Origin of the sequence: Nocardia gamkensis NBRC 108242, from assembly GCF_001612985.1 — a bacterium.
Classification (GTDB): domain Bacteria; phylum Actinomycetota; class Actinomycetes; order Mycobacteriales; family Mycobacteriaceae; genus Nocardia; species Nocardia gamkensis.
In genome coordinates this window covers 1-23,068 of record NZ_BDBM01000035.1, presented here as the reverse complement: position 1 = coordinate 23,068, position 23,068 = coordinate 1, and the positions used below count along the sequence as shown (strand labels likewise).

The window sequence follows — 23,068 nt, the reverse complement described above, 5'->3', positions numbered from 1 at the left end:
GCGATAGCATCGCCAGCGACCGATCGCCGAATCCGACTTCCTGGGGGGTATCTCTCGATGACCTATGCCGACGTGCTGACCAATGCCGCGCTGCTCGATCCGCACGCCTGGTCCGATGCGAACGTGTGGACGGTGGCGCTCGACGCCACGGAGGCCAGGCGCCGCGGCCGCAGCAGTGGCGGTGGTGGGTTCTCCCTCGGTGGTCTGCTGCTGTGCATCGGGGTCGTCGCCGTGGTCATCGGACTCATCATCTGGCTGAGCAAGCGAGGCAAAGCGAACCAGTCCCAGCAGCAGTACCCGCAACAGCAGCAGTTCCAGCAACAGCAGTATCCCCAGGGGCAGCAGTACCCGCAGCCGTATCCTCCGCAGGATTTCTCGGGGCAACAGCAGTACGCACCGCCGCAGCAGTACCAGCAGCCCTATCCGTCGCAACCGCAACAGCAGTATCAGCAGTACCCGCAGCAGCAGCCCTATCCCGCGCAGCAGCCGTACCAGCCGCCGCAGCGGTGAGCATCCCCGACTCGAACGATCAGAAGTTCGGGGCGGCCAGGCGGGTGTAGACGGTGGGGAAGCCGGGGCGGGCCGCGCCGGTGCCCCAGGAGGTGAGACCGGCGAGGCGCCCGTCGACGACAATCGGTCCACCGCTGTCGTACTGTGCGGTGTCGGCGGTCGGGCTGCCCGCGCAGAGCATGGTGCGCGGGTCGAAGGCCGGGCCGTAGGCGGTGGCGCACTCCGCGTCGATGGACAGAGGAACGTTCGCGGCGTGCAACCGGGTGTTGGCCTCATCGGTTTCGAAGGTCGCGCCCCAGCCCAGGATGGTGGCGGTGCTGCCGGGAGCGGGTGCGGCGACGGTGATCGTCGGACCGGACTGCGGCTCGTCCAGGGTCAGGATCGCCACATCGTTCTGATAGGCGGTCGTCGTGTCGAGAACGGTGGCACGGAAGTCCGGATGAATGCGAATATCCTTCACGTGCACCGTGTTTCCGGTCTGCTCGCGGAGGTCGTCGCGGCCGAAGGTGACGGTGAGCGTCTGCGCGAGCGGACGGGTCAGGGCCACGCAGTGCGCCGTGGTGATCACCTCGTCCGGAGCGATGAGCGCGCCGCCGCAGAACTGGCCGGAAGCGCGGGTGAGGAACAAGGGCGTGCCGATGGCGGCCAGCCACGGGTACTCCGCCGTCGTCGCATCGGTGCCGCCCACGATCGCCGCGGCCGGGGCGTGTAGCGCGAGACCGATCAGCACGGTGAGGGCGGCGGTGCGGCCACGGCGGGAAACTCGCATGTCACACCGCCCGCGCCATGATGTCAGCGGCTCTCGCGCGCGGAGGCGTGCACGGCGACCAGGCGCGCGGCGCGGATCGCGTCCCACAGCGGTCGCAGCAGCGATTCCTGCGCGCCGATCGCGCTGGCGGACGTGGGCGCGGAAGCGGGCTCCCGCTGCGCCACCGTGAGGATGGCCGCCACATGATCGGCGGTGTCGAGAATGCGCCTGGCACGCAGCGGGATCGACTCGGGGTAGTCGTGGCGCGAGTAGTCGGCGAGTTCGGCTTCGATGAGTTCGCGCGGATCGGAGTCCACCGTGCCGAGTGACGTGGTGTGCAGTTTCATCAGCGCGTCGGCGGCGTCGCGGACCGCTTCGCGCATCGCGTATTCGGCCTCACCGAGTGACATGTCGGGGCCGGGAGCGGCGGGGATGGGGGTGCTGTAGACGGTCCACTGCAGCGTGTCGTCGTCGGACCACTGCGGGATGAGGCCGGTGCCTTCGGCGCCCGGTACGCCGATCAGGATGCCCTCCTCGGCCTCGACGGCGTCGGCGGCGAACGCCGTACCGCTGGGAACTCCGCGCACGTCCCCCGGGACGGGCAGCACCAGCCGCAGTTGCGCCCCGGCTTGGGCCATCGTCTCGCGAATCACCTTGAGCAGCGCCATGACTCCGCTTCCCGGCAGGTTGCCGTGTGCGGACCAGGGTAGATCGGTGCGGCCGCCGGTGAGCGGGTCGCCCGCCGCGATCGTGTGCTTCGGCGCCCACGCGTGCAAGGCGGCCAAAACGTCGTCGGGCGCGCTGCGGCCGGCCAGCCAGGAGCTCGCCCACACCGTCAGCGTCGCACTTGGAGAGCACATAATTATCGAGCATAAAGGGTGGGCGCTACCGGTGGGCATCCATGCGCAAGGGCATTCGTGAGCAGCGCGGAAACCGGGGTCGCCGCGCTGCCCGCGACGAGCGGGTCCGCGCGGATACCGCCCGGCATCTGGCTCGGGCCCTGCTCCCGGAACGCGCTAGTCCGGTTCGGTGACGAAATCGATGAGACGCTCGACCGCGCCGATGAGCGGCGCCTCCAGATCACGAAAGGAACTCACCGCGTCGTACACCCGCCGCCAGCCGTCCTGCGGAGTGCCCCAGCGCAGCCGTTCGCAGACGCCGGTCTTCCAGTCCTCGTCGCGCGGCACCCGTGGCCACCGCGCGATCCCGAGGGTGGAAGGGCGCACCGCCTGCCAGACGTCGACGAACGGGTGACCGGTCACCAGGACATGCGGCCCGAGTCCGGTGGTCAGCTGGGTTTCCTTCGACCCGGTCACCAAGTGGTCGACCAGCACGCCGACCCGCCTGCCCGGGCCCGGCCGGAATTCGGCCAGGCGGGCGGCCAGATTGTCCAGGCCTTCCAGCTGCTCCACGACGACGCCCTCGACGCGCAGGTCGTGGCCCCACACCCGCTCGACGAGCGCGGCGTCGTGGACGCCCTCCACCCAGATCCGGCTGCCGCGGGCGATCCGGGCGCGCAGACCATCGACCCTGGTGGAGCCGGAGGCGGAACGGCTCGGCGTCTTCGGCGGGGCGGCCGTCGGCCGCACCAGCGTCACGGGCTCGCCGTCGATGAGGAACGCGGCCTCGCGCAGCGCGAACAGGCGCACCGCGCCGCGCGCGTCCTCCAGCTTGACGAACTCGCCGTCGTAGCTGCGATCGAATCCGACCACCGCGCCGCAGAATCCGGTGGCGGCGTCCTCGACGACCAGGTCGCGATCCGCGGTGACCGTCGGCACCACCCTCTTCTTCGATCGAGGATGCCCGGAGTAGATGTCGCCATACCTGTCACGCCCGCTCACCCGCTTGAAGCTAGCACCGCCGCTGCGGCTTTCGGCGCAGCCGGGTCACCGCGCGTTCGCGGCCGGAATTCATCGGGAGTACTCGCGAAGGTCGCGCCCGATATCATGATCGGCGCACTACAGTGGTCGTGTGGCCGCAATTTTTTGGCTGGTCGCGGGCGTTCTGCTCGCGGCGGCGGAGATGCTCACCGGCGATTTCACCCTGCTGATGCTCGGCGTCGCCGCGCTGGGCACGGCGGGTGTCAGCGCGGCGGCGGACACCTCGCTGGTGGTGGATGCCATCGTCTTCGCGGTGGTCTCGGCGGTGCTGTTCCTCGGCGTGCGGCCGATCATCCGGCGTCGCTTCGGAACTCCGCCGCCCACGCCGACGAACGTCGACGCGCTGCCGGGGAAGACCGCCCTGGTGCTCGAACAGGTCGCCGCGCACTCCGGCCAGGTGAAACTGGGCGGTGAAGTGTGGACCGCGCGGCCGATGGACACGACCGAAGTCTACGAACCGGGTACGACCGTGTATGTCATGAAGATCGACGGCGCGACCGCCGTCGTCTGGAAAGGGCCTTGATGCCTGTACTGATCGTTGCCGCCGTCCTCGTGTTGCTGGTCGTTGTGGTGGTCTTCAAGTCGATCGCGCTGGTGCCGCAGGCCGAGGCCGCGGTGATCGAGCGACTGGGCCGGTATTCGCGTACCGTGTCCGGCCAGCTCACGTTCCTGGTGCCGTTCGCCGACCGGGTGCGCGCCAAGGTGGATCTTCGGGAGCGGGTGGTGTCGTTCCCGCCGCAGCCGGTGATCACCGAGGACAACCTGACCCTGCACATCGACACCGTGGTCTATTTCCAAGTGACCAGCCCGCAGGCGGCGGTCTACGAGATCAGCAACTACATCGCCGCCGTCGAGCAGCTGACCGTCACCACGCTGCGCAACGTCGTCGGTGGTATGACGCTCGAGCAGACCCTCACCTCGCGCGACTCGATCAACGGCCAGTTGCGCGGCGTGCTGGACGAGGCGACCGGGCGCTGGGGGCTGCGCGTCGCGCGGGTCGAGCTGAAGAGCATCGATCCGCCTCCGTCGATCCAGGAGTCGATGGAGAAGCAGATGAAGGCCGACCGGGAGAAGCGCGCCATGATCCTCACCGCGGAGGGTCAGCGCGAATCGCAGATCAAGACGGCCGAGGGCTCGAAGCAGGCGCAGATCCTGTCCGCCGAGGGCGCCAAGCAGTCGTCGATCCTGGCCGCCGAAGGCGAACGGCAGAGCCGCATCCTGCGGGCGCAGGGTGAGCGCGCCGCCGCCTTCCTGCAGGCGCAAGGCCAGGCCAAGGCCATCGAAAAGGTCTTCGCCGCCATCAAATCCGGCAAGCCGACGCCGGAACTGCTTGCCTACCAGTACCTGCAGACGCTGCCCATGGTCGCGCGCGGTGACGCCAACAAGGTGTGGCTGGTGCCCAGCGATTTCGGCAAAGCGCTGGAAGGGTTCGCCAAGAGCTTCGGCACCCAAGGCGAGGACGGTGTGTTCCGGTACGAGCCGCCCGCATCGGACGGCGCGGAAGCCAAGCCGGAGGACGACTCCGATGTCGCGGACTGGTTCGACACCGCACCCGACCCGACCATCGAGCGAGCCGTCCGGGCCGCCGAGGCGACGGCGCGGACTCCGGTCGAGGGGCTGACACCGACACCGACACCGACACCGCCTCCGCAGAACTTCGAACCGTCGCCGCACCAGCCGGTGATCCCGCCGCAGGAGGCTTTCCCGCCCCAGCAGCAGCCGCCGCAACAACAGCAGCCGCCGCAGCCGCCGGCCCAGCGCCCGGACGACCCACACGGCCGTCCTTGGCAGCCGCCGGAGAACTTCTCGAAATAACACCACCCGACCCGCCCCGGACTCCCCGAGTCCGGGGCGGGCGTGTCGGTGCGGCCGAATCGTTCAGCGGGGCAGGCCGGTGCCACGGATCGCGGGAAGGATGACGTCGGCGACGCCACGCATGCCCTGCGGGGTGAGGTGATAGGGGATGAGTGTTTCCGTGGCGATGACCGGGTCGATCCAGCGGACACCGACGGGTGCGCACGCGTCACGGCCCGCCGAGGCGGCGCGGGTGTCGACGTAGATCGCGCCGTGCGCGGTGGCGACGCGGGCGACCACGGTGTCGAGACGATCGAAGGCCGCTTGGATGGGCGCGGCGTCGGACGGTCGGAGACCGACCAGCTCCGGACAGCCGCCGTCGCGCACATAGGTCGGCCAGCCGTCGACGACGATCGTCGCCCGCGGCGCCAGATCCGAAACCTGTTGCAACGCGGCCGCGTAGGGCGCGGCGATCGCGTCGATGGCGGCATCCCAGTCCGGACCGGCACACCCACCCGCGCCGGAGAGGCCGTAGACATGGCAGGCGACGATGTGCTCGGCCATCAAGGCGTCGTTGGCGCCTATGTGCACCGTGACCAACCTGGTGCCGGGACCGAGGGCCTCGAACTGCGGTGGAATGCCCGGCTGCTGCGCGGCGGCGAGATCCGGGATGCGCGCGGAGTTGCAGGTGCGGTCGTCGAGGCGCAGATCGAGCTCCCGGGCGATGAGCTTCGGTGTGTTCGCGGTCGAGCGGAGGCAGCGCGGCGGGGCGGTGATGTCGAAGTTCCGCACGCCCGTGGTGGCCGCTCCGGAATCGCCCAGCGCGACGTACTCGGCCCCACCGCCGAGGGGGGCGGCCTCGACGGAGCCGGTGGCGCCGAAGGCGATCGAGCAGGCGACGACCGCGACGGCCCGTGCAAGATTCGTCATGTCGGATCCTGTCCGTCCGTTCGTCGGCGCCCTCCCGGGACATGTACGTCTCTGTGCCGAACGCTACCCGGCGAGGTGGGCACGCGGGCGGAATCGGGTGGCAGACTTCCAGGTATGACGACACCTGGATGGGCCGACGTGGACCGCTATCTCGTGGAGACGCTGGTGGCGGATCCCGATTCCGACGCGGCGCTGGCGGCGAACAAGGCGGCCGGCCTGCCCCCGATCGACGTGTCACCGCCACAGGGGAAATTCCTGCATCTGCTGGCCAGGACGGTTGGGGCACGGCGGGTGCTGGAGATCGGCACGCTCGGCGGATACAGCACGATCTGGCTCGCTCGCGCGGTCGGGCCCAAGGGCCGGGTGGTCACGCTGGAGTTCGCCGCCGAGCACGCCGATGTGGCGCGGGCGAACCTGGAACGGGCGGGTGTGGGCGACCGGGTGGAGATCCGGGTCGGCGCCGCGCTGGACAGCCTGCCCGTACTCGCGGAGGAGGACCCGGACCCCTTCGACCTGGTGTTCATCGACGCGGACAAGGTGAACAACTCGAATTACGTGCTGTGGGCGCTGCGGCTGACCCGGCCCGGTTCGGTGATCATCGTCGACAACGTCGTGCGCGGCGGCGCGATCGCCGAGGAGCATTCCGAGGATCCGAACGCACAGGCCAGTCGCGAGCTGGTGGAGTTGCTCTCCGCCGAACCGAGCCTGGACGCGACCGTGGTCCAGACCGTCGGCGGCAAGGGCTGGGACGGCTTCGCCTATGCCGTGGTGAACGGCGACAGCGCCGAGTGAACCCGCTCGGCTAGGGCTCCAGCACCACCTTGCCGGTCGTCGCGCGAGTCTCCAGCGCGCGGTGCGCGGCGGCCGCGTCGGCGAGCGCGAAGCGATGGATCGCGGGGCGCAGCCGGCCTGCGGCCGCCTCGGCCATGGCGCGGTCCTCGAGCACGCGCAGATCGCCGCCCGCACGCGCCGACATCGGCGGGCCGATCACCGTCTCCGAGGTGATGCCGCGTTCGGCCAGTTCCGCGGCGGAAAGCCGCACCGGTCCCTCGGCGGCCGACTTGCCCGACCAGCCGTAGACCAGATGCTGCCCGCCCGGTGCGAGCAGATCGATGCCGGTGCGGGCGACGTCGCCGCCCACGGAATCGAACAGCACGTTCGTCCCGTGGTCGCCGACGCGCGCACGGACCCGCTCGGGCCAGTCCGGCGACAGATAGTCCACCGCCAGGTCTGCGCCGTTGCGCCGCACCTGATCCACTTTCGCGGGGCCACCGGCCAAGCCGATCACCGTGGCTCCGGCGTTCTTCGCGTACTGCACGAGCAGGGTGCCGATGCCGCCCGCCGCGGCCGTCACCAGCACGACGCTGCCGGGCTTCAGTTCGGTGAACTGGAGGATTCCCATGGTGGTCCGGCCGGTGCCGATCATCGCCACCGCCTGCGCCGCGTCCAGGTTCGCCGGGATCTCGTGCAGCCGGGCGGCGTCGGTGACGGCCAGTTCGGCGTATCCGCCGGGCACCGCGCCGAGATGGGCCACCACCTGCGCGCCCAGCAGGCTCGCGGCCACGCCCGCGCCCACGCGGTCCACCGTGCCCGCGACTTCGCGCCCGGGGATGGACGGCAGCTCGGGCGCGGGAAACGGCCCGGCCTCGCCCCTGCGCAGCGTCGTATCGACCAGATGCACACCGGCGGCGGCCACCGCGATGCGGACCTGGCCGGGGCCCGGCACGGGATCGGGCACGGGTTCGTAGCGCAGATTCTCGGCCGGGCCGAAGGCATGGAGGCGAATGGCGTGCACGGTGACTCCTCGATCGTGATGCGGTCGCCGGCCAGCCTGCAACATCAACTCAGGTCGAGGTCAACCGATCGCGGCGCGTGGCCCTGGCCTCGAATCCGTCGCAGAGCGCGTCGAGTCCGTCGTAGAGCAGTTCCTCCTGCGTCAGATCGCGCACACCGCTGCCGGCCAGATCAGTCAGGACGGAAGGGATCGAATCCTGCGCCGTGCCGTTCAACAGCGTCCGCAGCCCGTTGTCCCCGCCGGGGTCCATGCCTTTGCGCGCCATCAAATCCGCGCTGATCTCCGGCAGCGTCGCGCCGGAGATGTGATTCCACACCGAGAAGGACATGCCGGTCGCCTCGCGGGTGGACACGCCGAGTTCCAGGAAGCCGTCCACCAACCAGGCCAGGCAGGCCAGACTCTGCGGCCCGAAGCTGTAGCGCGGAGTGGCGAAGGTGAGCAGCACCCACGGATGCCGCCGGTACAGGGCCCAGTCGATCTCGGCGGCGATGCGAACCCGGTCGCGCCAGGTCCACCGCTGTCCTTCGGGGGAGGGGTACGGATTGCGCCGGGCCACTTCGTCGGTCATCAGCGCGAGCAGTTCGTCTTTGTTCGCGACGTGGCGATACAGCGACATGGCGCCGACCCCGAGCCGGTCGGCGATGCGCCGCATGGACAGCGCGTCCAGACCCTCGGAGTCGGCGAGCTCGATCGCGGTATCGACTATGGCGGCGCGGTGCAGCATGCGTACACTGTACCCGGACTCATGCGTACGACGTACGCGCCATCGAGAGGATGTTCGGCGATGACAGACGTGCAGCCGGTGCGGACCGCGCCGTTCACGACCGGCTCGCGCCGCGCCTGGCTGGGCCTCGCGGTCCTGCTGCTTCCGGTCCTGCTGGTGTCGATGGACATCTCGGTGCTGTTCCTCGCGATGCCGACCCTGACGCTCGACCTGGACCCGTCGGCGGACCAGCAGCTGTGGATCCTGGACATCTACGGCTTCCTGATCGCGGGACTGCTCATCACCATGGGCAATCTCGGTGACCGGATCGGGCGGCGCAACATCTTGCTGGTGGGCGCCGCGGTCTTCGGCATCGCGTCGGTGATCGCCGCGTTCGCGCCCAGCGCGGGCGTGCTGATCGCCGCGCGAGCGCTGATGGGTATCGGCGGCGCGACACTGCTGCCGTCCAGCCTCGCGCTGATCTCGAGCCTGTTCCCGGATGCGCGGGAGCGAGCCGCCGCGATCGGCGTCTGGACGGCGTTCTTCGCCGGAGGCTCTGCCGTCGGACCGATCATCGGTGGCGTACTGCTGCACCACTTCTGGTGGGGTTCGGTGTTCCTCATCAACATCCCGGTGCTGCTGGTGCTGCTCGCCCTCGGTCCGTTCGTCCTGCCCGAACACCGGGCGGGCGTTCGGGGCCCGCTGGACCTACCGAGCGTCGCCCTGTCGATCGGCGGCATCCTGCCGGTGGTGTACGGCATCAAACACGCCGCGACCGAAGGCATCGACGCGCAGGCGATCGTCGTCGCGCTGGTCGGCGTGGTGATCCTGACGGTGTTCGTGCGCAGGCAGCGCCGGCTCGACGAACCTCTGCTCGACCTGCGATTGTTCGCCCGGCCCCAGTTCTCGGTGGCCATCGGCGCCAGTCTGACCGGGATGATGTCGCTGGCCGGGCTGAGCTATCTGACCAGCGTCTACCTGCAGTCGGTGACCGGGCGCACGCCGCTGGCCGCGGCGGTGCTCGGCATTCCGATGGCGATCGCCGTTTTCGTCTGCTCGGTGGGCGGCGCCCGGGTCGGACATCGCTTCGGCGCTCGTGCCACCTTCGTGTTCGCCTTGCTGGCCTCCGCGGCGGGCAACCTGATGCTGCTCGGTGTCGGCGCGCACGACGGGCTGGCGTGGTATCTGGCGGGGTCCACGATCGCCGGAGTCGGCTACGGTCTGGCATTCACCTTGGTGTCCGAGGTGTCGGTGTCCTCGGTGCCGCCGGAGCGGGCCGGGTCGGCGGTCGGCATCTCGGAGACCAGTTTCGAACTGGGCAACGCGCTGGGCTTGGCACTGCTCGGGTCGCTCGCGGCGCTGATCTTCCGGTCCGGGGGCGACTACGCGGGGACGCTCGGCGAGACCATCCAGCAGGCCGCGGGTGACGCGGCGCTGGTGGAGGCGGCGCGCGGCTCCTTCGTCGACGGCATGCACGTCGCGCTGGCCGTCGGTGCGACGGCGCTCACCGCGATGGCGCTGATCGCGCGGTTCGCCTCGCCCCGCCCGCGCTGAGCCGCGCGGCCGGAATCAGCGGCCGAATACCGTCGCCACGACCTCGGCCGCCCAGCGGTTCATCGGCCGGACGATCGTGCTGTGCACCCATCGGACCGGACGCACCACCAGCGCGTGCCAGACAACAGCGAAGGCGGCGAACACCGGGCGCAGCACGAAGCGGTACACCGCCCGGCACGGCATCACCACGAGCACGCCCACGATGCGAGCGGCCACCCGCCACCCGTACCGCGCGGTCGCGCGCACCACATTCCACAGCGGGCGGAGCACCCAACGCCATAACCGAGACAGGGGCCAGACGATCAGCCATTCGACGGTGTAGCGGCATACCGAGGCGACGGCGTAGACGATCGGGGACACCACCCACCGCAGCAGCCAAGCTCCAGCTGGGCGAATCACCCTGCGCCACAGAAAGATCTCCACCGCTCGCCGCAGCGGTCGCAGCAGGTACTCCAGCAGGAGGGAGGCCAACGGCGTGAGCACCATGCCCCACAGCAGATGCTGGAGCACCCAGCCCCACAGGAAGTCCTTCGCGAAGATCCACGCGGGCCGCAGCATCCAGTGCCAGATCAGTTCGGCTACCGGAACCAGCAGATGCCGCGCGACGAACACGAGCGCCGCTCCGGTGACGCGGCCGAGCAGGAGAATGCCCTCCCATAGCAGGCGGATCGGGACCAGTACCACGATCGCGAGCCCGCGCGCGATCCATTGGGCGATCGAGACCTGCGTGTCCGGCGTCGACACGGTGTTCCCCCCTCGGCTGGTGCGCCGGGACGTAGCCCGGCGAAAGAGTCTCCCTAGAACCTACATTCGAGCACATCGCCGCTGCCGCACGCGTGAGTAGAAATGCTCGAGTCGTGTATCGGCGCACTGGACGATGACCCTCGATCACGCACCCGCCCTCGACCTCTACAGCGACTTCCTGGTCCGGCGCAGCGAGGGGGAGTTGAGCATCGCCGCCTACCTCACCCGCCAGGACATGCCACAACTCGTGCGGGACATCTCGCGCGCGCACTGATCACACGAACCCCGGGTGGGTGTCCTGATCGACGCCTACAGTCGAGTTCGTGAACCACGCCCGAGCCTCCAGAAACGGCAGACCGATCGCCGAACGGGTGGCGACGCGGCTGTTGTACCCCACATCGCGTCCGCGCGAGCAGGCGTTGCGCGCCGCGGTGGGCGGCAAGATCGTGCTGGTCACCGGTTCCTCGCACGGCATAGGCAAGGCCAGTGCGCGCAAGCTTGCCGCGGCGGGCGCGATAGTCCTGCTCGTGGCCCGCTCCGGTGACGAACTCGACCGGCTGGCCGCGGAGATCACCGCCGCGGGCGGTGTCGCGCACACCTACCCCACAGATCTGACGGACATGGAGGCCGTCGAACGGCTCGGCCGCAGGCTCCTCGACGAGCACGGCCGCCTCGACGTGGTGATCAACAACGCGGGCAAGTCGATCCGCCGCCCGATCGCGGAGTCCTATGACCGTTTCCACGATTTCACCCGCACCATCGATGTGAACTACCTCGGTCCGGTGCGCCTGCTGCTCACGCTGCTGCCCGCCATGCGCTCCGGCGGAGCGGGCCATATCGTCAATGTGTCCACCTGGGGCGTGCGCATGCCGCCCGCGCCGCGCTGGGCGGCCTACGGCGCGTCGAAATCCGCCTTCGACGTCTGGTTGCGCAGTGTCGCGGCCGAGGTGGCCCGCGACGGTGTCACCACCACCTCGATCTACCTGCCGCTCGTGCACACCAGGATGAGCGCGCCCACCGACTTCAGCCGCGTCCCCGGGCTGACCGTGGACGAGGCCGCCGACCTGGTCTGCCACGCGGTGACCGCCAAGCCGCGGGAGATCGCCCCGTGGTGGTCGGCCCCGGTGCAGGCGTGGACCGACCTGACCCGCGGCCGCGCCCAGCGCCTCATGCAACGCGCCTTCCGCCGCTGACCCGCGACTACCGGGACGTCCGCTCGGCCCGCCGGGACATAGGATCGACCGGTGTGTGCATCCACTGCGACCGGTCCGGCTGCGTCCGGCCTGACGATGGTGCTCGCGCTCGCCGACTCTCGGCTGCCGATCGGCGGTCACGTGCACTCCGGCGGCGTGGAAGAAGCCGTCGCGTCCGGCTCGGTCCGCGACGCCGCGACGGTGGAGCTGTATCTGCGCCGCCGGATCCGGACGGCGGGACTGGTGGCCGCTTCGCTTGCCGCGGCGGTGTGCGCGGGCGAACTGGATCCGTCGCGCGCCGAGGCGGAAGCCGACGCGCGCACACCGGCCCCCGCTGCGCGGGCCGCATCGCGTGCGCAGGGCCGTGGCCTGTTGCGCCTGGCGAAACAGCTCTGGCCCCGGCACGATTGGTCGCCGCTGGGCACCACGCCGCATCTGTCCACGGTCTTCGGCATGGCAGGCGCGGCTGCCTCGGTGCCGCCCCGGGAAATCGCGGGCGTGGTCGTCTACACGACCCTGACCGGCGCCGCCACCGCCGCTCAGCGTCTGCTGGCGTTGGATCCCGCCGCGATCGCCGCGTGCACGATCCGGCTGGCCGGCCTGTGCGACCGCGTCGCCGCCGAGGCCGTGACCGGTCTCGCCGCGATGTCCGATCCGTTGCAGGACGTGCTCGCCGAGCGCCATCGGCAACGCGACATGCCCCTGTTCGCGAGCTGAAGCCCAGGAAGAAGGAGACTGCGCCATGCCCCCGCATCTGCTCGACGGTGAGCCGCACGACCACGGTCACGATCGGCCGAAACGGACCCGCACGCCCGGAGAGGCGCTGCGCATCGGCATCGGCGGCCCGGTCGGTTCGGGCAAGACCGCGCTGGTGGCCGCGCTGTGCAGGCAGTTGCGCGACGAACTGTCGCTGGCGGTGCTGACCAACGACATCTACACCACCGAGGACGCCGATTTCCTGCGCAGGCACGCGGTCCTGCCGGACGAGCGGATCACCGCCGTGCAGACCGGCGGTTGCCCGCACACCGCCATTCGCGACGACATCACCGCCAATCTCGACGCGATCGAGGACCTGGTCGCCGCCAACCCGCCGCTGGATCTGATCCTGGTCGAATCCGGCGGCGACAACCTGACCGCGACCTTCTCCTCCGGCCTGATCGACGTGCAGATCTTCGTGGTGGACGTGGCGGGCGGCGACAAGGTCCCGCGCAAGGGCGGCCCCGGCGTGACCTTCTCGGACCTGCTGGTGGTCAACAAGACCGATCTGGCGCCGCTGGTCGGCGCGGATCTCGGCGTGATGGAGCGCGACGCGGCGCGGGTGCGCGCGGACCGGCCGACGGTACTCGTCTCGCTCACCGAGGATCCCGCGGCGACACCGGTGCTGGCCTGGGTGCGCGAGCAGCTTCGCGCGGTCGCCGAGCGGGACCGCGCGGACGAATCCGCCGCCGCGCACTGAGCGCCGCTGGTGCGCACCGAATTACGAATAGTCGCCCACCCGGCGGCCCTTCCCGAGATCCATGCGAGCGGCGGGTTGTCGGCCCGCCGCACGGGCCCGCGAACGGTCCATCTGATCGGCACCGCCGCCACACCGCTGGGCGGGGACGAACTCGACATCGGGATCGTGGTCGCGCCCGGCGCCGAACTGGTGGTGCGCTCCGTCGCGGCCACTCTCGCGCTACCGGGCGCGGCGACGCCCCTGTCGTCCGGACGCTGGCGCCTGGAGGTCGGTAGCGGGGGAGCGCTGGATTTCGATCCCGAGCCGATGATCGTCGCCGGTGGCGCGCGGCACCACACGGTCACCACGATTCGGTTGGCCTCCGGCGCCCGGCTGCGCGTGCGCGAACGTGTCCAGGTCGGCCGGGCGGGCGAGGACGGCGGCGAGTGGCAGGGAGACCTGATCGCCGACGTGGACGACGTGCCGCTACTGCGCCACCGGTTGGCGCTGGGCGCGGGCACACCGGCCGACGACGCGCTGTCCGCGCCTCGGGCTCTGGAGAGCGAGCTCGTCTATCCGGACGAACGCGCGGCGGCGACGACCGGTTTGACGCAGACCCGGCTGCCGCTGGCGGCGGGTGGCAGTTTGTTCACCCGTACCGGGGCGCTACTGAACATCTGATGAACAGACCGTGCAGTCTGTCGATTTCGTCTCGGACAGGTGTAGTCCACCCGAGACATGGAGAAAGAAAGGGTGGGAACCCGACAGCGTCGTCGGGTTCCCACCCTTTCGGTTCGCTCCTCGGAATTGTCATCCGATCAGCCGTTGGCCGTATCCGCGGTCTCCGAAGCCGGCTCGGCGGCCTCGGGAGCCGACTCTGTGACCTCCGGAGCCGGCTCGGTGGCCTCCGCCCCCGGCGTCGGCGCGCTGAGCGCTCGAGGAGGCGCGCTGAGTGCGTGTACCGCCCCCAAACCCGCGCCGATGCCCGCGCCGATGGCGGACAGCGGGGCGGCCATCAGGGCCGCACCATAAGCGGCGCCGACCGGGCCCGCGGCGAGGCCGATCGGCGCGAACGGCAGACCGATGGCCAGGCCGAGACCCCCGCCCATGGCCGCCCCGAACAACGCGAACGGGCTGGCGAACACGAAGCCCGCCGCCGCGCCGATCGCGGCGGCGCCCATGGTCTGCCCGGCGACGCGGTCGGACCTCGTGCGCTCCATCCCGATCGAATCGAGGAACGTCGCCATATTGGCCTCGGCCATCGCGGAGCTGTCGTTGATCTGGATCGCCTGCTCCCGGTAGAGCCACTCCGGTGCGTCGACCTGCACGTCACCGAAGCGCAATTTGCCCGAAGGCGGTGCGATCGGCGGCACGGGGGCGACCGGAACGGGAGCGTGCAGCCCTTCCACCGGAGCCAGGTACTGGTGATCCGGCAACGGACGTGCCCACTGCAACGAACTCAGGACGTCGTCCGGAATTCGCAGACCCTCGTACGGCCGCACGTTCGGCGCCTCGGCCGCGGGCCACTGGGCCTGCTCGATGGAATCCGTTCTGGTCACCGGAGCGGGGTGATCGGGCTCTGCGTTCGCCGTACCGGTTCCCACCAGCGCGAGAACGAGAGGAACCGTCCCAGCGGCGACGATGGAGCCGAGCTTCGGCCGATGCGGTGCGGGTGCCCGGTGCTTGCCTGTGCCCATAGATCACCTTTCATCCGAAGGAGACGTCGACGCCTCACATTCGGATCTGTCGGCGACCTGGATTGGTCGAGCGCGCTACTACACCGGTCAGCCGGCCTTGGCGTCGGTGTGCGCCTTGTCCACGGCGACCCGGCTGTTGGTGGAGGTGCCGAGGGCGGCGGCCAATTGTTCGGCGTCCTCGTCGTCGCCGTTGCTGATCGCCTCCAAGGCCAGCCGGGCGAAGACCCACTGTTCGGTGGCCGCCATCTGACCGCGACTGCGGCCGAGGAAGGTGACGAACCACTGGATGACGGTGATGATCCTGCTGCGGTAGCCGACCAGGTAGTACAGGTGCAGCGCCAGCCAGGCCAGCCACGCGATGAACCCGCCGAACTCGAGCTTGCCCACCTGGCAGACGGCGCTGAACCGCGAGATGGTGGCCATGCTGCCCTTGTTGAAGTACTTGAACGGCTTGCGCTCCTGCGGCGTCTGGCCCTTCAGCCCCGCTTTGATCTGCTTGGCGGCGTAGGTCGCGCCCTGGATGGCGCCCTGCGCCTGGCCGGGGACATTCGGCACCGACATCAGATCGCCGACCACGAAGACATTCGGGTGGCCTTTGACGGTCAGGTCCGGCTCGACCACGACGCGGCCCGCCCGGTCGACCTCCGTGCCGTCGGACTGGTCGGTGATCATCTTGCCCAGCGGGCTGGCCTGCACACCCGCCGACCAGACCTTGCACGCCGACTCGATGCGGCGGATCGTGCCGTCGGAGTCCTTCACCGTGACGCCGAACGCGTCGACATCGATCACCATGGCGTTGAGCTGGATCTCGACGCCCATCTTCTCCAGTCGTCGTTCGGCCTTGCCGCCGAGCTTCGGCCCCATCGGCCCGAGCACCGCGCCGGCGCCCTCGATGAGCACGACCCGCGCGTCGCGTGGATCGATGTTGTGGAAGGTGCCCTCCAGAGTGCGGTCGGACAGCTCGGCGATCTGCCCGGCCAGCTCGACGCCGGTCGGTCCGGCGCCGACGATGACGAAGGTCAGCAGCCGGTCGCGCTCCTCCTGGGTGGTCGCGAGCTCGGCCTGTTCGAACGCGCCGAGGATCCGGCCGCGTAGCTCCAGCGCGTCGTCGATGGTCTTCATGCCCGGCGCGTAGGTGGCGAACCGGTCGTTGCCGAAGTAGGACTGCTGGGCGCCGGTCGCGACGATCAAGCTGTCGAACGGGGTGACCGTGTCCCGGTCGAGCAGGCGCGAGGTCACCGTGTTGTGGGTCAGGTCGATATCGGTGACCTCGCCGAGGAGCACCTGCGCGTTCTTCTGCTTGCGCAGCACCAGCCGGGTGGCGGGCGCGATCTCGCCGACCGAAAGGATGCCGGTGGCGACCTGGTAGAGCAGGGGCTGGAACAGGTGGGTCGAGGTCTTCGAGATCAGCGTGATGTCGACGTCGGCGCGCTTGAGGTGCTTGGTGCCGAACAGGCCGCCGAAGCCCGAGCCGATCACCACCACCCGGTGCCGGCCGTTCTCGACAGTCTGAGTGCTCATCGTCCTGCTCCTCGATGGACCTTGGGGCTCGTCCCCGGCGGCGATTCCTGACAGCTAAACCGTAGCCGCCGCGCCGGGCAGCGTCACGGCGAGATCCCCGTTCCTGGCGTGTTGCTCCCCGCCGCCGGGCCGGGGCGGGGAGGATCGACGCGCGGCGAATCGGCCGAGCGGACGAGGTCGAGAGCCTACGATGGTAACTGTCGTCCAGGGAGGATTGCCATGGTCGCCGGTGACCGTGCGGTCGGCCGAAAGCGCAGCGTGCAGGCCGATTCGGAGAACATCGCGCTGATCGAGGTCCCGCACGGCCATCTGATCGACCGGGCGCTCGGACTGCTGCCGGAACGACGCCAGGTGCTGGCCACCCCGCCGCGGGGCAGCGATGCCCGGCCGGTGCGCGGCGATGCCGGACTTCCCTACCTGGGCCGGGCATTGCACTACATGCGCTGGGGTCCGGCCGAGATGATGGAGCGCTACCGCCGGTACGGCCCCGTGTCGCTGAACAGCTCGCTCGGCGTGGACCGGGTGCTGGTCGCGGGACCCGACGCGCTGGACGAAGTGCTCGGCCACCGCCGCCGCGACTTCGGCCAGGGCTGGGACTACTTCATCGGCCCGTTCTTCCGCCGGGGCCTGCTGCTGCTGGAATTCGACGAGCACAAATTCCACCGCCGGATCATGCAGCAGGCGTTCACCAGGGACCGGCTCGAGGCGCACCTGGCCGCGCTGACCCCGGTGGTGCGGGCGAGCATCGCACGCTGGGTGCCGCGCGAGCGCGACGCCGAACGCACGGTGCGGCTGTATCCGACGATCAAGGAGTTGACCCTCGACATCGCCGGCGAGAGCTTCATGGCCGCCGACGTCGGGCCGCAGCGCAGGCAGTTGATCGACGCGTTCGTCGACTGCACCCACGCGGGACTTTCCATCATCCGGCACTCGGTACCCGGCGGCCACTGGCGGGCCGGATTGCGTGGCAGGAGAGTGCTCGAGGACTACTTCACCGCGATGCTGCCGCAGAAGCGCCGCGCGGAATCGGCGGACTTCTTCTCGGGCCTGTGCCACGCCCGCAGCGAAGACGGCGGCGTCTTCGGTGACGCGGACGTGGTCAACCACATGATCTTCTTGATCATGGCGGCGCACGACACCACCACGACGACCGCCACCGCCGTGGCCTACTACCTGGGCAAGCACCCCGACTGGCAGCAGCGGGTGCGCGCCGAAGTGCTGGACATGGACGCGCGCCTCGGCGACGCGGCGCCCGCCATCGCGGACCTGGAGGCGCTGCGCGACCTGGATCTGGTGGTCCGGGAGAGCCTGCGGCTGATGCCGCCGGTTCCCGGATTGTCGCGCCGCGCCGTGCGCGACACCGAGATCGCGGGGCACTACATCCCGGCGGGCGCCCCCGTCGACCTCGCCTACCAGGTGAATCACCTGCTGCCCGAACTGTGGACCCGGCCCGAGCGCTTCGATCCGGAGCGGTTCGGCGAACAGCGGCGCGAGGACAAGTCGCACCGCCTGGCCTGGATGCCGTTCGGAGCGGGCGCGCACAAGTGCATCGGGATGCACTTCGGCACCTTCGAGGTGAAGACGGTGACCGCCGCCCTGGTGCGCGAATACGAGTGGCAAATCCCCGGCGAATACCGCATGCCCTGGGGATTCACCACGATTCCCTTCCCCAGGGACGGTGCGCCGATGACGTTGCGCAGGCGCGCGGCCGCCTGAGCGACCGGCCCGGCCGGGTCAGCGGCCTGCGAGCAGGATCTCCGCGAGCTTGGTGTCGGTCTCGGCGCCCTCGGTGTAGCCGCCCGCGTCACCCAGCGAGCTCATGATGGCCAGCGTGTAGCGCTCGCCCGGTCCCGCGAAGCCGACCGAGTTGACCACCCAGCCGCCTTGTTCGGCCGACCAGCCGTTCTTGAGGCCGGGACGCATGCTCGCGCCCGCGCCCCATACGCCCCAGTGCTGGTTGGAGTCCACCGCGCGCATCCGGTCGACCAGGTAGTTGCGGTCGTCGGGGTGCATGTGGTTGAGGATGTGGTCCATCAGCCGGTCGAGGTCGGCGGCGGTGCACTTCTGGAACGACCAGTCCGGGAACAGCGCGGTGTTGGTGGGCTGCGGCACCAGCGAGCTCATCCCGTTGGCGCGGAAGGCGTTGTTGAACGACATCCGGTCGATCCCCGCGTACTTGGTCCAGAGCAGGTCGGCGGCGCCGTCGTTGGAGGTGGCGAGCATTCCTTCCATCAGCCCGCGGTCCTCGGGGGTCAGGTTGATGGCGCCCACGCGTGCCCGGTTGAGCAGGTCGGCGGCGATCGCGAGCTTGATGGTGGACGCGGTCCAGACCGCGTTCTCGGCGTTGGCGTTGGCGTAGACGCCGCCGGAGACACGGTCGCGCAGGACATAGCCGGTGACACCGGGCCGGCTGTTGAGGTAGGCGTCGGCTTTGGCGATGCGGCTGCTCAGATCGCAGTCGAAGCCGGGCAGGCAGCCCTGCGTGTGCGCGAGCGGCGTCGCGCCCGCGATCGGGAGCGCGGCGGGCAGGCTCGGGGCGATGATCGCCGCGGCGGCGAGGAGACAGGCGGAGGCGGCCACGCGGGGAACGGTTCGGGTGGCGGGGGACGGGTAACGCACGAGGGACCACGATCGCACATCGCGGGTCCGGACGCACGTCTTGAGCTGGGGTCCAGGGTGTGCTATCGCCCGGTCCGGGTGCTTGCGCCGCAGCGTGATTCGCTCATCACCGCTGGCCAGGGCGCGTCAGCGGAAGGCGGCGCGCAGTTCTTCGACGGTGCGTCCGTTGAGCCGGTAGCAGTGTTCGAACGCCTCGGTGTGCCGATCCCGGGGCCAGGAATGTAGGACGACGGTGCGCCCGTAGTGGCGGGAGTTGACGAGCTCCCAGCGGTCTCCGATCCGGCGGACCGTGAATCCGCCTCTCGGGACCAGGGGAATCACCATCGCATCCATGAACGCGAACCAGCCTTTCGGTGCAGCTCTCTCGTTCCGCCCCGGTGCAAACTCTTACCTCCCCGGTGCAGCACTGTCGCACATCGCCGCGGCGGTCCCGCTGTGACACGGCGGAGTAATCCGTTCTCGTGTGGTCTATTTCACTGGCGTCCCGATGGGGCGGTGCAGTTGCGCGTCGGTCGCTGGGCGTATAAACGTGCACGAAGTCCGAGGCCAGCGCAGCCGGACACCATCGATCGAGAGGCCGCAGATGCCGCTGCACATCCACCGTGCCGAGCGCGCCGACGTGCTCGCCCGGGTGCTCGCGGAGGTGCTGGCCTCGCCGCAGGCGGATCCCTTCGCGGCCGAGGTGGTCGCGGTACCCGCGAAAGGCGTGGAGCGCTGGCTGACGCAGACGCTCTCGGGGGTGCTCGGCGCGGGCGGCTCGGGCGACGGCGTGTGCGCCAACGTCGCGTTTCCCTCGCCCTCGGCGCTGGTCGCCGAAGTGCTGGCCGCGGCGAGCGAGGTCGAGCCCACGGAGGACCCGTGGGCGCAGGAGCGGGCGGTGTGGTCACTGCTGCGGGTGATCGATGCGTCGCTGTCCGAGCCGTGGTGCGCGGTTCTGGCCAGGCACCTCGGCGCACGCGGCACCGCGGGCGGTGAGCACCGGGCCGGTCGGCGCTATGCGACCGCGGCCCGGATCGCCGCGCTGTTCGACAGCTACGGCGCCCAGCGGCCCGCGTTGATCACCGAGTGGGCGGCGGGCTCGGACACCGACGGGACGGGCGCCCCGATGCCCGACGACCTGCTCTGGCAGCCGATGCTGTGGCGCGGGCTGCGTGCCGCGATCGGGGCGCCGAGTCCGGCCGAGCGGCTCGAAACCGCCTGCGCGCGGTTGCGTGCCCGGCCGGATCTGGTCGCGCTGCCGCCGCGGCTGTCGTTGTTCGGCGTGACCCGGTTGCCCAGCGACCAGCTCGCCGTCCTGTCTGCGCTGGCTGCGGGCCGCGACGTCCACCTGTGGCTCGTGCATCCCAGCCCGGTCCTCTGGTCGGCGCTGAGCGAGCTGCCGACCGCCCGCACCCGGGCGGAGGACCGCAGCGTCACGGCGGTCGCCCACCCGCTGCTGGCCGGACTGGCCCGCGACGTGCGGGAGTTGCAGCAGCGGCTGGCCGTACCCGCCGCCACCGGCTCCGACACCTATCACCCGAGCATCTCCGCCCGATCCGAAGACGGTGTCGCGGAGAACGATTCGCCCGCGACACTGCTGCGTGCGCTGCAACGGAGCATCCGGGACGACCGGTGGCCGCCGGTGCCGGGGAAAGCCGCCGCCGACGGCACCGTGCAGGTGCACGCGTGTCACGGCCCCGCACGGCAGGTCGAGGTGCTGCGGGAATGCCTGCTCGGGCTGTTCGCGGCCGACGAGACACTGGAGCCGCGGGACGTGCTGATCATGTGCCCGGAGGTGGAGGCGTACGCGCCGCTGGTGCGCGCGGCGTTCGGGCAGCGCACCTCGGGGACGCCGGAGGCGCAGGCCGACTCCGAACATCCGGCACACCGGCTGCGGGTGCGCCTGGCCGACCGGGGACGTGGTGTGACCAATCCGCTGCTCGCGGTGATCGCAGCGCTGCTCGAGCTGGCCGACGGCCGGGTGACGGTGACCCAGGTGCTCGACCTCGCGGCCGCCGAGACCGTCCGGCGCCGTTGCGGATTCGACGACGACGACATCGAACGACTGCGCGAGTGGGCGGCCGAATCCGGGGCGCGGTGGGGCATCGGGCAGCGGCAGCGCCAAGCGTTCGGTCTCGCCGATTTCGCGCAGAACACGCTCAACAGCGCGGTGGACCGGATCCTGCTCGGCGTCACCGCGGGCGAGACCTCGGACGATTGGCTGGATCTCGCACTGCCCTTGGACGACGTGGACAGCAACGACGTCGACCTGGCCGGGCGCTTCGCGGAGTTCATCGACCGGCTCGCGGTGTGCCTGCGTGACCTGCGCGGCCCCCGGCCCGCGCACGAATGGGCGGTGGTGCTGGGGCGCGCACTGGATCTGCTGACCGACGTGCCGGACGCGCAGGCATGGGTGCGCACCGAGGCCAGGCAGGAACTCGCCGCCGCCACCGACCACGCGGGCGAGGTGTCGTTGCGGCTGGCCGATGTCGGTGTGCTGCTGCGTTCGCGGCTGGCCGCGCGTCCCACCAGGGCCAATTTCCGCACCGGTGAGCTGACCGTCTGCACGATGGTGCCGATGCGATCGGTGCCGCACCGGGTGGTGGTGCTGCTCGGCCTCGACGACGAGATGTTCCCCCGCGCCAGCGCGGCGGACGGTGACGACGTGCTGGCCCGCGAACCGCTGCTCGGCGAACGGGATCCGCGCAGCGAGGACCGGCAGATGCTGCTGGACGCGATCCTCGCGGCCAGGGACGCACTGCTGGTGTTCCACACCGGCGCCGATCCGGTCAGCGGGGCGCACCGCCCGCCCGCCATTCCGGTCGCCGAGTTGCTGGACGCGTTGCGCGCTCATGCCGGCGCCGCGGCGATGCCGAGGGTGGTGACGCGGCATCCGCTGCAGTCCTTCGATCGCCGGAATTTCCGGGCCGATCAGCCGTTCAGCTTCGACACCGCGGCCTTGGCCGGCGCGTGCGCGGCCGACGGACCCGCACAACCGCGGCCCGCATTCCTGCCCGCGCCGCTGCCCGCCGCGGACGCGGCGGATGTCGCGCTGGCCGACCTGATCTCGTTCGCCGAGCACCCGGTGCGTGCCTTCCTCTGGCAGCGTCTCGGCCTGCGGGTGCCCGAGCACGACGAGGACATCGCCGACCGGCTGCCCATCGAACTCGACGGCCTGGCCAAGTGGGAGCTGGGCGAACGCCTGCTCGCGGCCCGCCTGACCGGCGCGGACCCCGCCGGGTTGCGGGCGGCGGAGTGGCGGCGCGGCACCCTGCCGCCCTTCGGATTCGGCGCCGCCGTGCTCGACGAGGTCGAGCACACCGTGGACCGGCTGGTGCGCGCCGCGCAGGCGGACTACGCGGGCCAGGCGCGCGCGGTGGACATCGCGGTCGACCTGGGCAACGGACGACGGCTCACCGGCACCGTGCCCGAAGTGCGCGGCGACACCCTGGTCCGCACCACCTTCTCCCGCTTGGCTCCCAAACACCGGATCGCGGCGTGGGTTTCGCTGCTCGCGCTGACCGTCACGGAGGATCGGTCCTGGCGGGCCGTGAGCACCGGCCGCGGCCAGTTCGGCCGTCCTGCCTGGCGCTGCGAGCTCACCGCGCCCGACGTGCCTGCGGCCGGGGAGATCTTGCGTCAGCTCGTCGCGCTGCGCGACGCGGGCCTGACCGAACCGCTGCCGGTCGCGCCCGCCGCGTCCGCGGTCTACGCCGAGCGCCGTCTGCGTGGCGCGAGCACCGACGACGCGATCGCCGCCGCGGAGCGCGAATTCAACGGCGGACCCAACGGCCCGGGACCGTTCGGCGATCACACCGACCGTCACCTGCGCTACGTGTGGGGTTCGGCGCCCCGGCTGGAGGACCTCATGGCCGCGCCCGCCGCGGCGGGCGAGCCGGGGGAGAGCACCCGCTTCGGTGCGCTGGCCCGGCGGATGTGGGCACCGCTGCTGGCCGCGGAAAACCA

General features: G+C 70.6%; 23 protein-coding genes. 12 read left to right on the top strand and 11 right to left on the bottom strand.

Going from position 1 to position 23,068, the window contains the following annotated elements:
- The first annotated feature begins 57 nt into the window (after positions 1–57).
- Positions 58–510, top strand: a complete 453-nt coding sequence (locus NG1_RS37540) for a hypothetical protein (RefSeq protein ID WP_062974800.1) — start codon at positions 58–60, stop codon at positions 508–510.
- A 19-nt stretch (positions 511–529) separates the two neighbouring features.
- On the opposite strand, the gene NG1_RS25285 is transcribed toward NG1_RS37540, so the two are convergent.
- The 3 genes from NG1_RS25285 to NG1_RS25275 all read right to left on the bottom strand — a co-directional run bounded on the left by NG1_RS25285 (position 530) and on the right by NG1_RS25275 (position 3,099).
- Complete coding sequence (locus NG1_RS25285; protein WP_062974798.1) at positions 530–1,279, bottom strand: S1 family peptidase; 750 nt, start codon at positions 1,277–1,279, stop codon at positions 530–532.
- 23 nt (positions 1,280–1,302) lie between these two features.
- Positions 1,303–2,118 (bottom strand): Rv1486c family protein, encoded by an 816-nt coding sequence (locus NG1_RS25280; RefSeq protein WP_062974796.1) that lies wholly within the window; start codon positions 2,116–2,118, stop codon positions 1,303–1,305.
- 156 nt (positions 2,119–2,274) lie between these two features.
- A complete protein-coding gene (locus NG1_RS25275) occupies positions 2,275–3,099 on the bottom strand; it encodes a DUF3097 domain-containing protein (protein ID WP_062974794.1) in 825 nt (274 codons plus the stop codon).
- 130 nt (positions 3,100–3,229) lie between these two features.
- On the opposite strand from NG1_RS25275, the gene NG1_RS25270 reads away from it, so the two are divergent.
- Together NG1_RS25270 and NG1_RS25265 are read left to right on the top strand one after the other, a co-directional pair.
- Positions 3,230–3,661: an NfeD family protein gene (locus NG1_RS25270; protein ID WP_062974793.1), complete on the top strand. Its 432-nt coding sequence runs from the start codon at positions 3,230–3,232 to the stop codon at positions 3,659–3,661.
- Positions 3,661–4,953, top strand: coding sequence for an SPFH domain-containing protein (locus tag NG1_RS25265; protein WP_062974791.1), 1,293 nt, complete (start codon positions 3,661–3,663; stop codon positions 4,951–4,953). The genes NG1_RS25270 and NG1_RS25265 overlap by 1 nt, the downstream gene beginning before the upstream one ends.
- Positions 4,954–5,016: 63 nt before the next feature.
- Here NG1_RS25265 and NG1_RS25260 read toward each other — a convergent pair whose 3' ends face one another.
- Positions 5,017–5,862, bottom strand: coding sequence for an SGNH/GDSL hydrolase family protein (locus tag NG1_RS25260; protein WP_084499179.1), 846 nt, complete (start codon positions 5,860–5,862; stop codon positions 5,017–5,019).
- Between the two features lie 114 nt (positions 5,863–5,976).
- On the opposite strand from NG1_RS25260, the gene NG1_RS25255 reads away from it, so the two are divergent.
- Positions 5,977–6,654, top strand: a complete 678-nt coding sequence (locus tag NG1_RS25255; protein ID WP_040867389.1) for an O-methyltransferase — start codon at positions 5,977–5,979, stop codon at positions 6,652–6,654.
- 10 nt (positions 6,655–6,664) lie between these two features.
- On the opposite strand, the gene NG1_RS25250 is transcribed toward NG1_RS25255, so the two are convergent.
- Entirely contained in the window at positions 6,665–7,657 is a 993-nt protein-coding gene (locus tag NG1_RS25250) for a zinc-binding dehydrogenase (protein WP_062974889.1), read from the bottom strand.
- A 49-nt stretch (positions 7,658–7,706) separates the two neighbouring features.
- Complete coding sequence (locus NG1_RS25245) at positions 7,707–8,381, bottom strand: TetR/AcrR family transcriptional regulator (protein WP_062974789.1); 675 nt, start codon at positions 8,379–8,381, stop codon at positions 7,707–7,709.
- A 60-nt stretch (positions 8,382–8,441) separates the two neighbouring features.
- On the opposite strand from NG1_RS25245, the gene NG1_RS25240 reads away from it, so the two are divergent.
- The gene (locus NG1_RS25240) at positions 8,442–9,914 is read left to right on the top strand and encodes an MFS transporter (protein ID WP_062974787.1); all 1,473 of its coding nucleotides are present in this window, start codon (positions 8,442–8,444) and stop codon (positions 9,912–9,914) included.
- Between the two features lie 15 nt (positions 9,915–9,929).
- On the opposite strand, the gene NG1_RS25235 is transcribed toward NG1_RS25240, so the two are convergent.
- The gene (locus tag NG1_RS25235; protein ID WP_062974785.1) at positions 9,930–10,658 is read right to left on the bottom strand and encodes a hypothetical protein; all 729 of its coding nucleotides are present in this window, start codon (positions 10,656–10,658) and stop codon (positions 9,930–9,932) included.
- A gap of 133 nt (positions 10,659–10,791) precedes the next feature.
- On the opposite strand from NG1_RS25235, the gene NG1_RS36950 reads away from it, so the two are divergent.
- The 5 genes from NG1_RS36950 to NG1_RS25215 all read left to right on the top strand — a co-directional run bounded on the left by NG1_RS36950 (position 10,792) and on the right by NG1_RS25215 (position 13,967).
- Positions 10,792–10,932, top strand: coding sequence for a hypothetical protein (locus NG1_RS36950; RefSeq protein WP_157114222.1), 141 nt, complete (start codon positions 10,792–10,794; stop codon positions 10,930–10,932).
- Positions 10,933–10,981: 49 nt separating this feature from the next.
- Positions 10,982–11,851 (top strand): SDR family NAD(P)-dependent oxidoreductase, encoded by an 870-nt coding sequence (locus NG1_RS25230; protein ID WP_373686157.1) that lies wholly within the window; start codon positions 10,982–10,984, stop codon positions 11,849–11,851.
- A gap of 96 nt (positions 11,852–11,947) precedes the next feature.
- Positions 11,948–12,568: an urease accessory protein UreF gene (locus NG1_RS25225; RefSeq protein WP_062974783.1), complete on the top strand. Its 621-nt coding sequence runs from the start codon at positions 11,948–11,950 to the stop codon at positions 12,566–12,568.
- Positions 12,569–12,593: 25 nt separating this feature from the next.
- On the top strand, positions 12,594–13,307 hold the full coding sequence (gene ureG, locus NG1_RS25220) for an urease accessory protein UreG (RefSeq protein ID WP_062974781.1): 714 nt from the start codon (positions 12,594–12,596) through the stop codon (positions 13,305–13,307).
- Between the two features lie 9 nt (positions 13,308–13,316).
- Complete coding sequence (locus tag NG1_RS25215; protein WP_062974779.1) at positions 13,317–13,967, top strand: urease accessory protein UreD; 651 nt, start codon at positions 13,317–13,319, stop codon at positions 13,965–13,967.
- Positions 13,968–14,104: 137 nt separating this feature from the next.
- Here NG1_RS25215 and NG1_RS25210 read toward each other — a convergent pair whose 3' ends face one another.
- Together NG1_RS25210 and NG1_RS25205 are read right to left on the bottom strand one after the other, a co-directional pair.
- Complete coding sequence (locus NG1_RS25210; protein ID WP_245660046.1) at positions 14,105–14,983, bottom strand: hypothetical protein; 879 nt, start codon at positions 14,981–14,983, stop codon at positions 14,105–14,107.
- Between the two features lie 87 nt (positions 14,984–15,070).
- Entirely contained in the window at positions 15,071–16,504 is a 1,434-nt protein-coding gene (locus tag NG1_RS25205) for an NAD(P)/FAD-dependent oxidoreductase (protein WP_062974775.1), read from the bottom strand.
- 219 nt (positions 16,505–16,723) lie between these two features.
- On the opposite strand from NG1_RS25205, the gene NG1_RS25200 reads away from it, so the two are divergent.
- On the top strand, positions 16,724–18,220 hold the full coding sequence (locus tag NG1_RS25200) for a cytochrome P450 (RefSeq protein WP_062974773.1): 1,497 nt from the start codon (positions 16,724–16,726) through the stop codon (positions 18,218–18,220).
- A gap of 18 nt (positions 18,221–18,238) precedes the next feature.
- Here the strand turns inward: NG1_RS25200 and NG1_RS25195 are convergent, their stop codons facing one another.
- Together NG1_RS25195 and NG1_RS25190 are read right to left on the bottom strand one after the other, a co-directional pair.
- Complete coding sequence (locus NG1_RS25195; RefSeq protein WP_084499178.1) at positions 18,239–19,084, bottom strand: serine hydrolase; 846 nt, start codon at positions 19,082–19,084, stop codon at positions 18,239–18,241.
- A gap of 165 nt (positions 19,085–19,249) precedes the next feature.
- A complete protein-coding gene (locus NG1_RS25190) occupies positions 19,250–19,447 on the bottom strand; it encodes a hypothetical protein (protein WP_245660045.1) in 198 nt (65 codons plus the stop codon).
- Between the two features lie 259 nt (positions 19,448–19,706).
- On the opposite strand from NG1_RS25190, the gene recC reads away from it, so the two are divergent.
- Positions 19,707–23,068, top strand: a 3,362-nt coding sequence (gene recC, locus NG1_RS25185; RefSeq protein ID WP_062974769.1) for an exodeoxyribonuclease V subunit gamma, incomplete at its 3' end; no start/stop codon positions are given.

Coding starts and splice junctions, on each gene's coding strand:
- NG1_RS25190 (WP_245660045.1), bottom strand. CDS start 19,447: ATGGTGATTCCCCTGGTCCCGAGAGGCGGATTCACGGTCCGCCGGATC.
- NG1_RS25210 (WP_245660046.1), bottom strand. CDS start 14,983: ATGGGCACAGGCAAGCACCGGGCACCCGCACCGCATCGGCCGAAGCTC.
- NG1_RS25205 (WP_062974775.1), bottom strand. CDS start 16,504: ATGAGCACTCAGACTGTCGAGAACGGCCGGCACCGGGTGGTGGTGATC.
- NG1_RS25225 (WP_062974783.1), top strand. CDS start 11,948: ATGGTGCTCGCGCTCGCCGACTCTCGGCTGCCGATCGGCGGTCACGTG.
- ureG (WP_062974781.1), top strand. CDS start 12,594: ATGCCCCCGCATCTGCTCGACGGTGAGCCGCACGACCACGGTCACGAT.
- NG1_RS25245 (WP_062974789.1), bottom strand. CDS start 8,381: ATGCTGCACCGCGCCGCCATAGTCGATACCGCGATCGAGCTCGCCGAC.
- NG1_RS36950 (WP_157114222.1), top strand. CDS start 10,792: ATGACCCTCGATCACGCACCCGCCCTCGACCTCTACAGCGACTTCCTG.
- NG1_RS25280 (WP_062974796.1), bottom strand. CDS start 2,118: ATGTGCTCTCCAAGTGCGACGCTGACGGTGTGGGCGAGCTCCTGGCTG.
- NG1_RS25260 (WP_084499179.1), bottom strand. CDS start 5,862: ATGACGAATCTTGCACGGGCCGTCGCGGTCGTCGCCTGCTCGATCGCC.
- NG1_RS25255 (WP_040867389.1), top strand. CDS start 5,977: ATGACGACACCTGGATGGGCCGACGTGGACCGCTATCTCGTGGAGACG.
- NG1_RS25285 (WP_062974798.1), bottom strand. CDS start 1,279: ATGCGAGTTTCCCGCCGTGGCCGCACCGCCGCCCTCACCGTGCTGATC.
- NG1_RS25200 (WP_062974773.1), top strand. CDS start 16,724: ATGGTCGCCGGTGACCGTGCGGTCGGCCGAAAGCGCAGCGTGCAGGCC.
- NG1_RS25265 (WP_062974791.1), top strand. CDS start 3,661: ATGCCTGTACTGATCGTTGCCGCCGTCCTCGTGTTGCTGGTCGTTGTG.
- NG1_RS25240 (WP_062974787.1), top strand. CDS start 8,442: ATGACAGACGTGCAGCCGGTGCGGACCGCGCCGTTCACGACCGGCTCG.
- NG1_RS37540 (WP_062974800.1), top strand. CDS start 58: ATGACCTATGCCGACGTGCTGACCAATGCCGCGCTGCTCGATCCGCAC.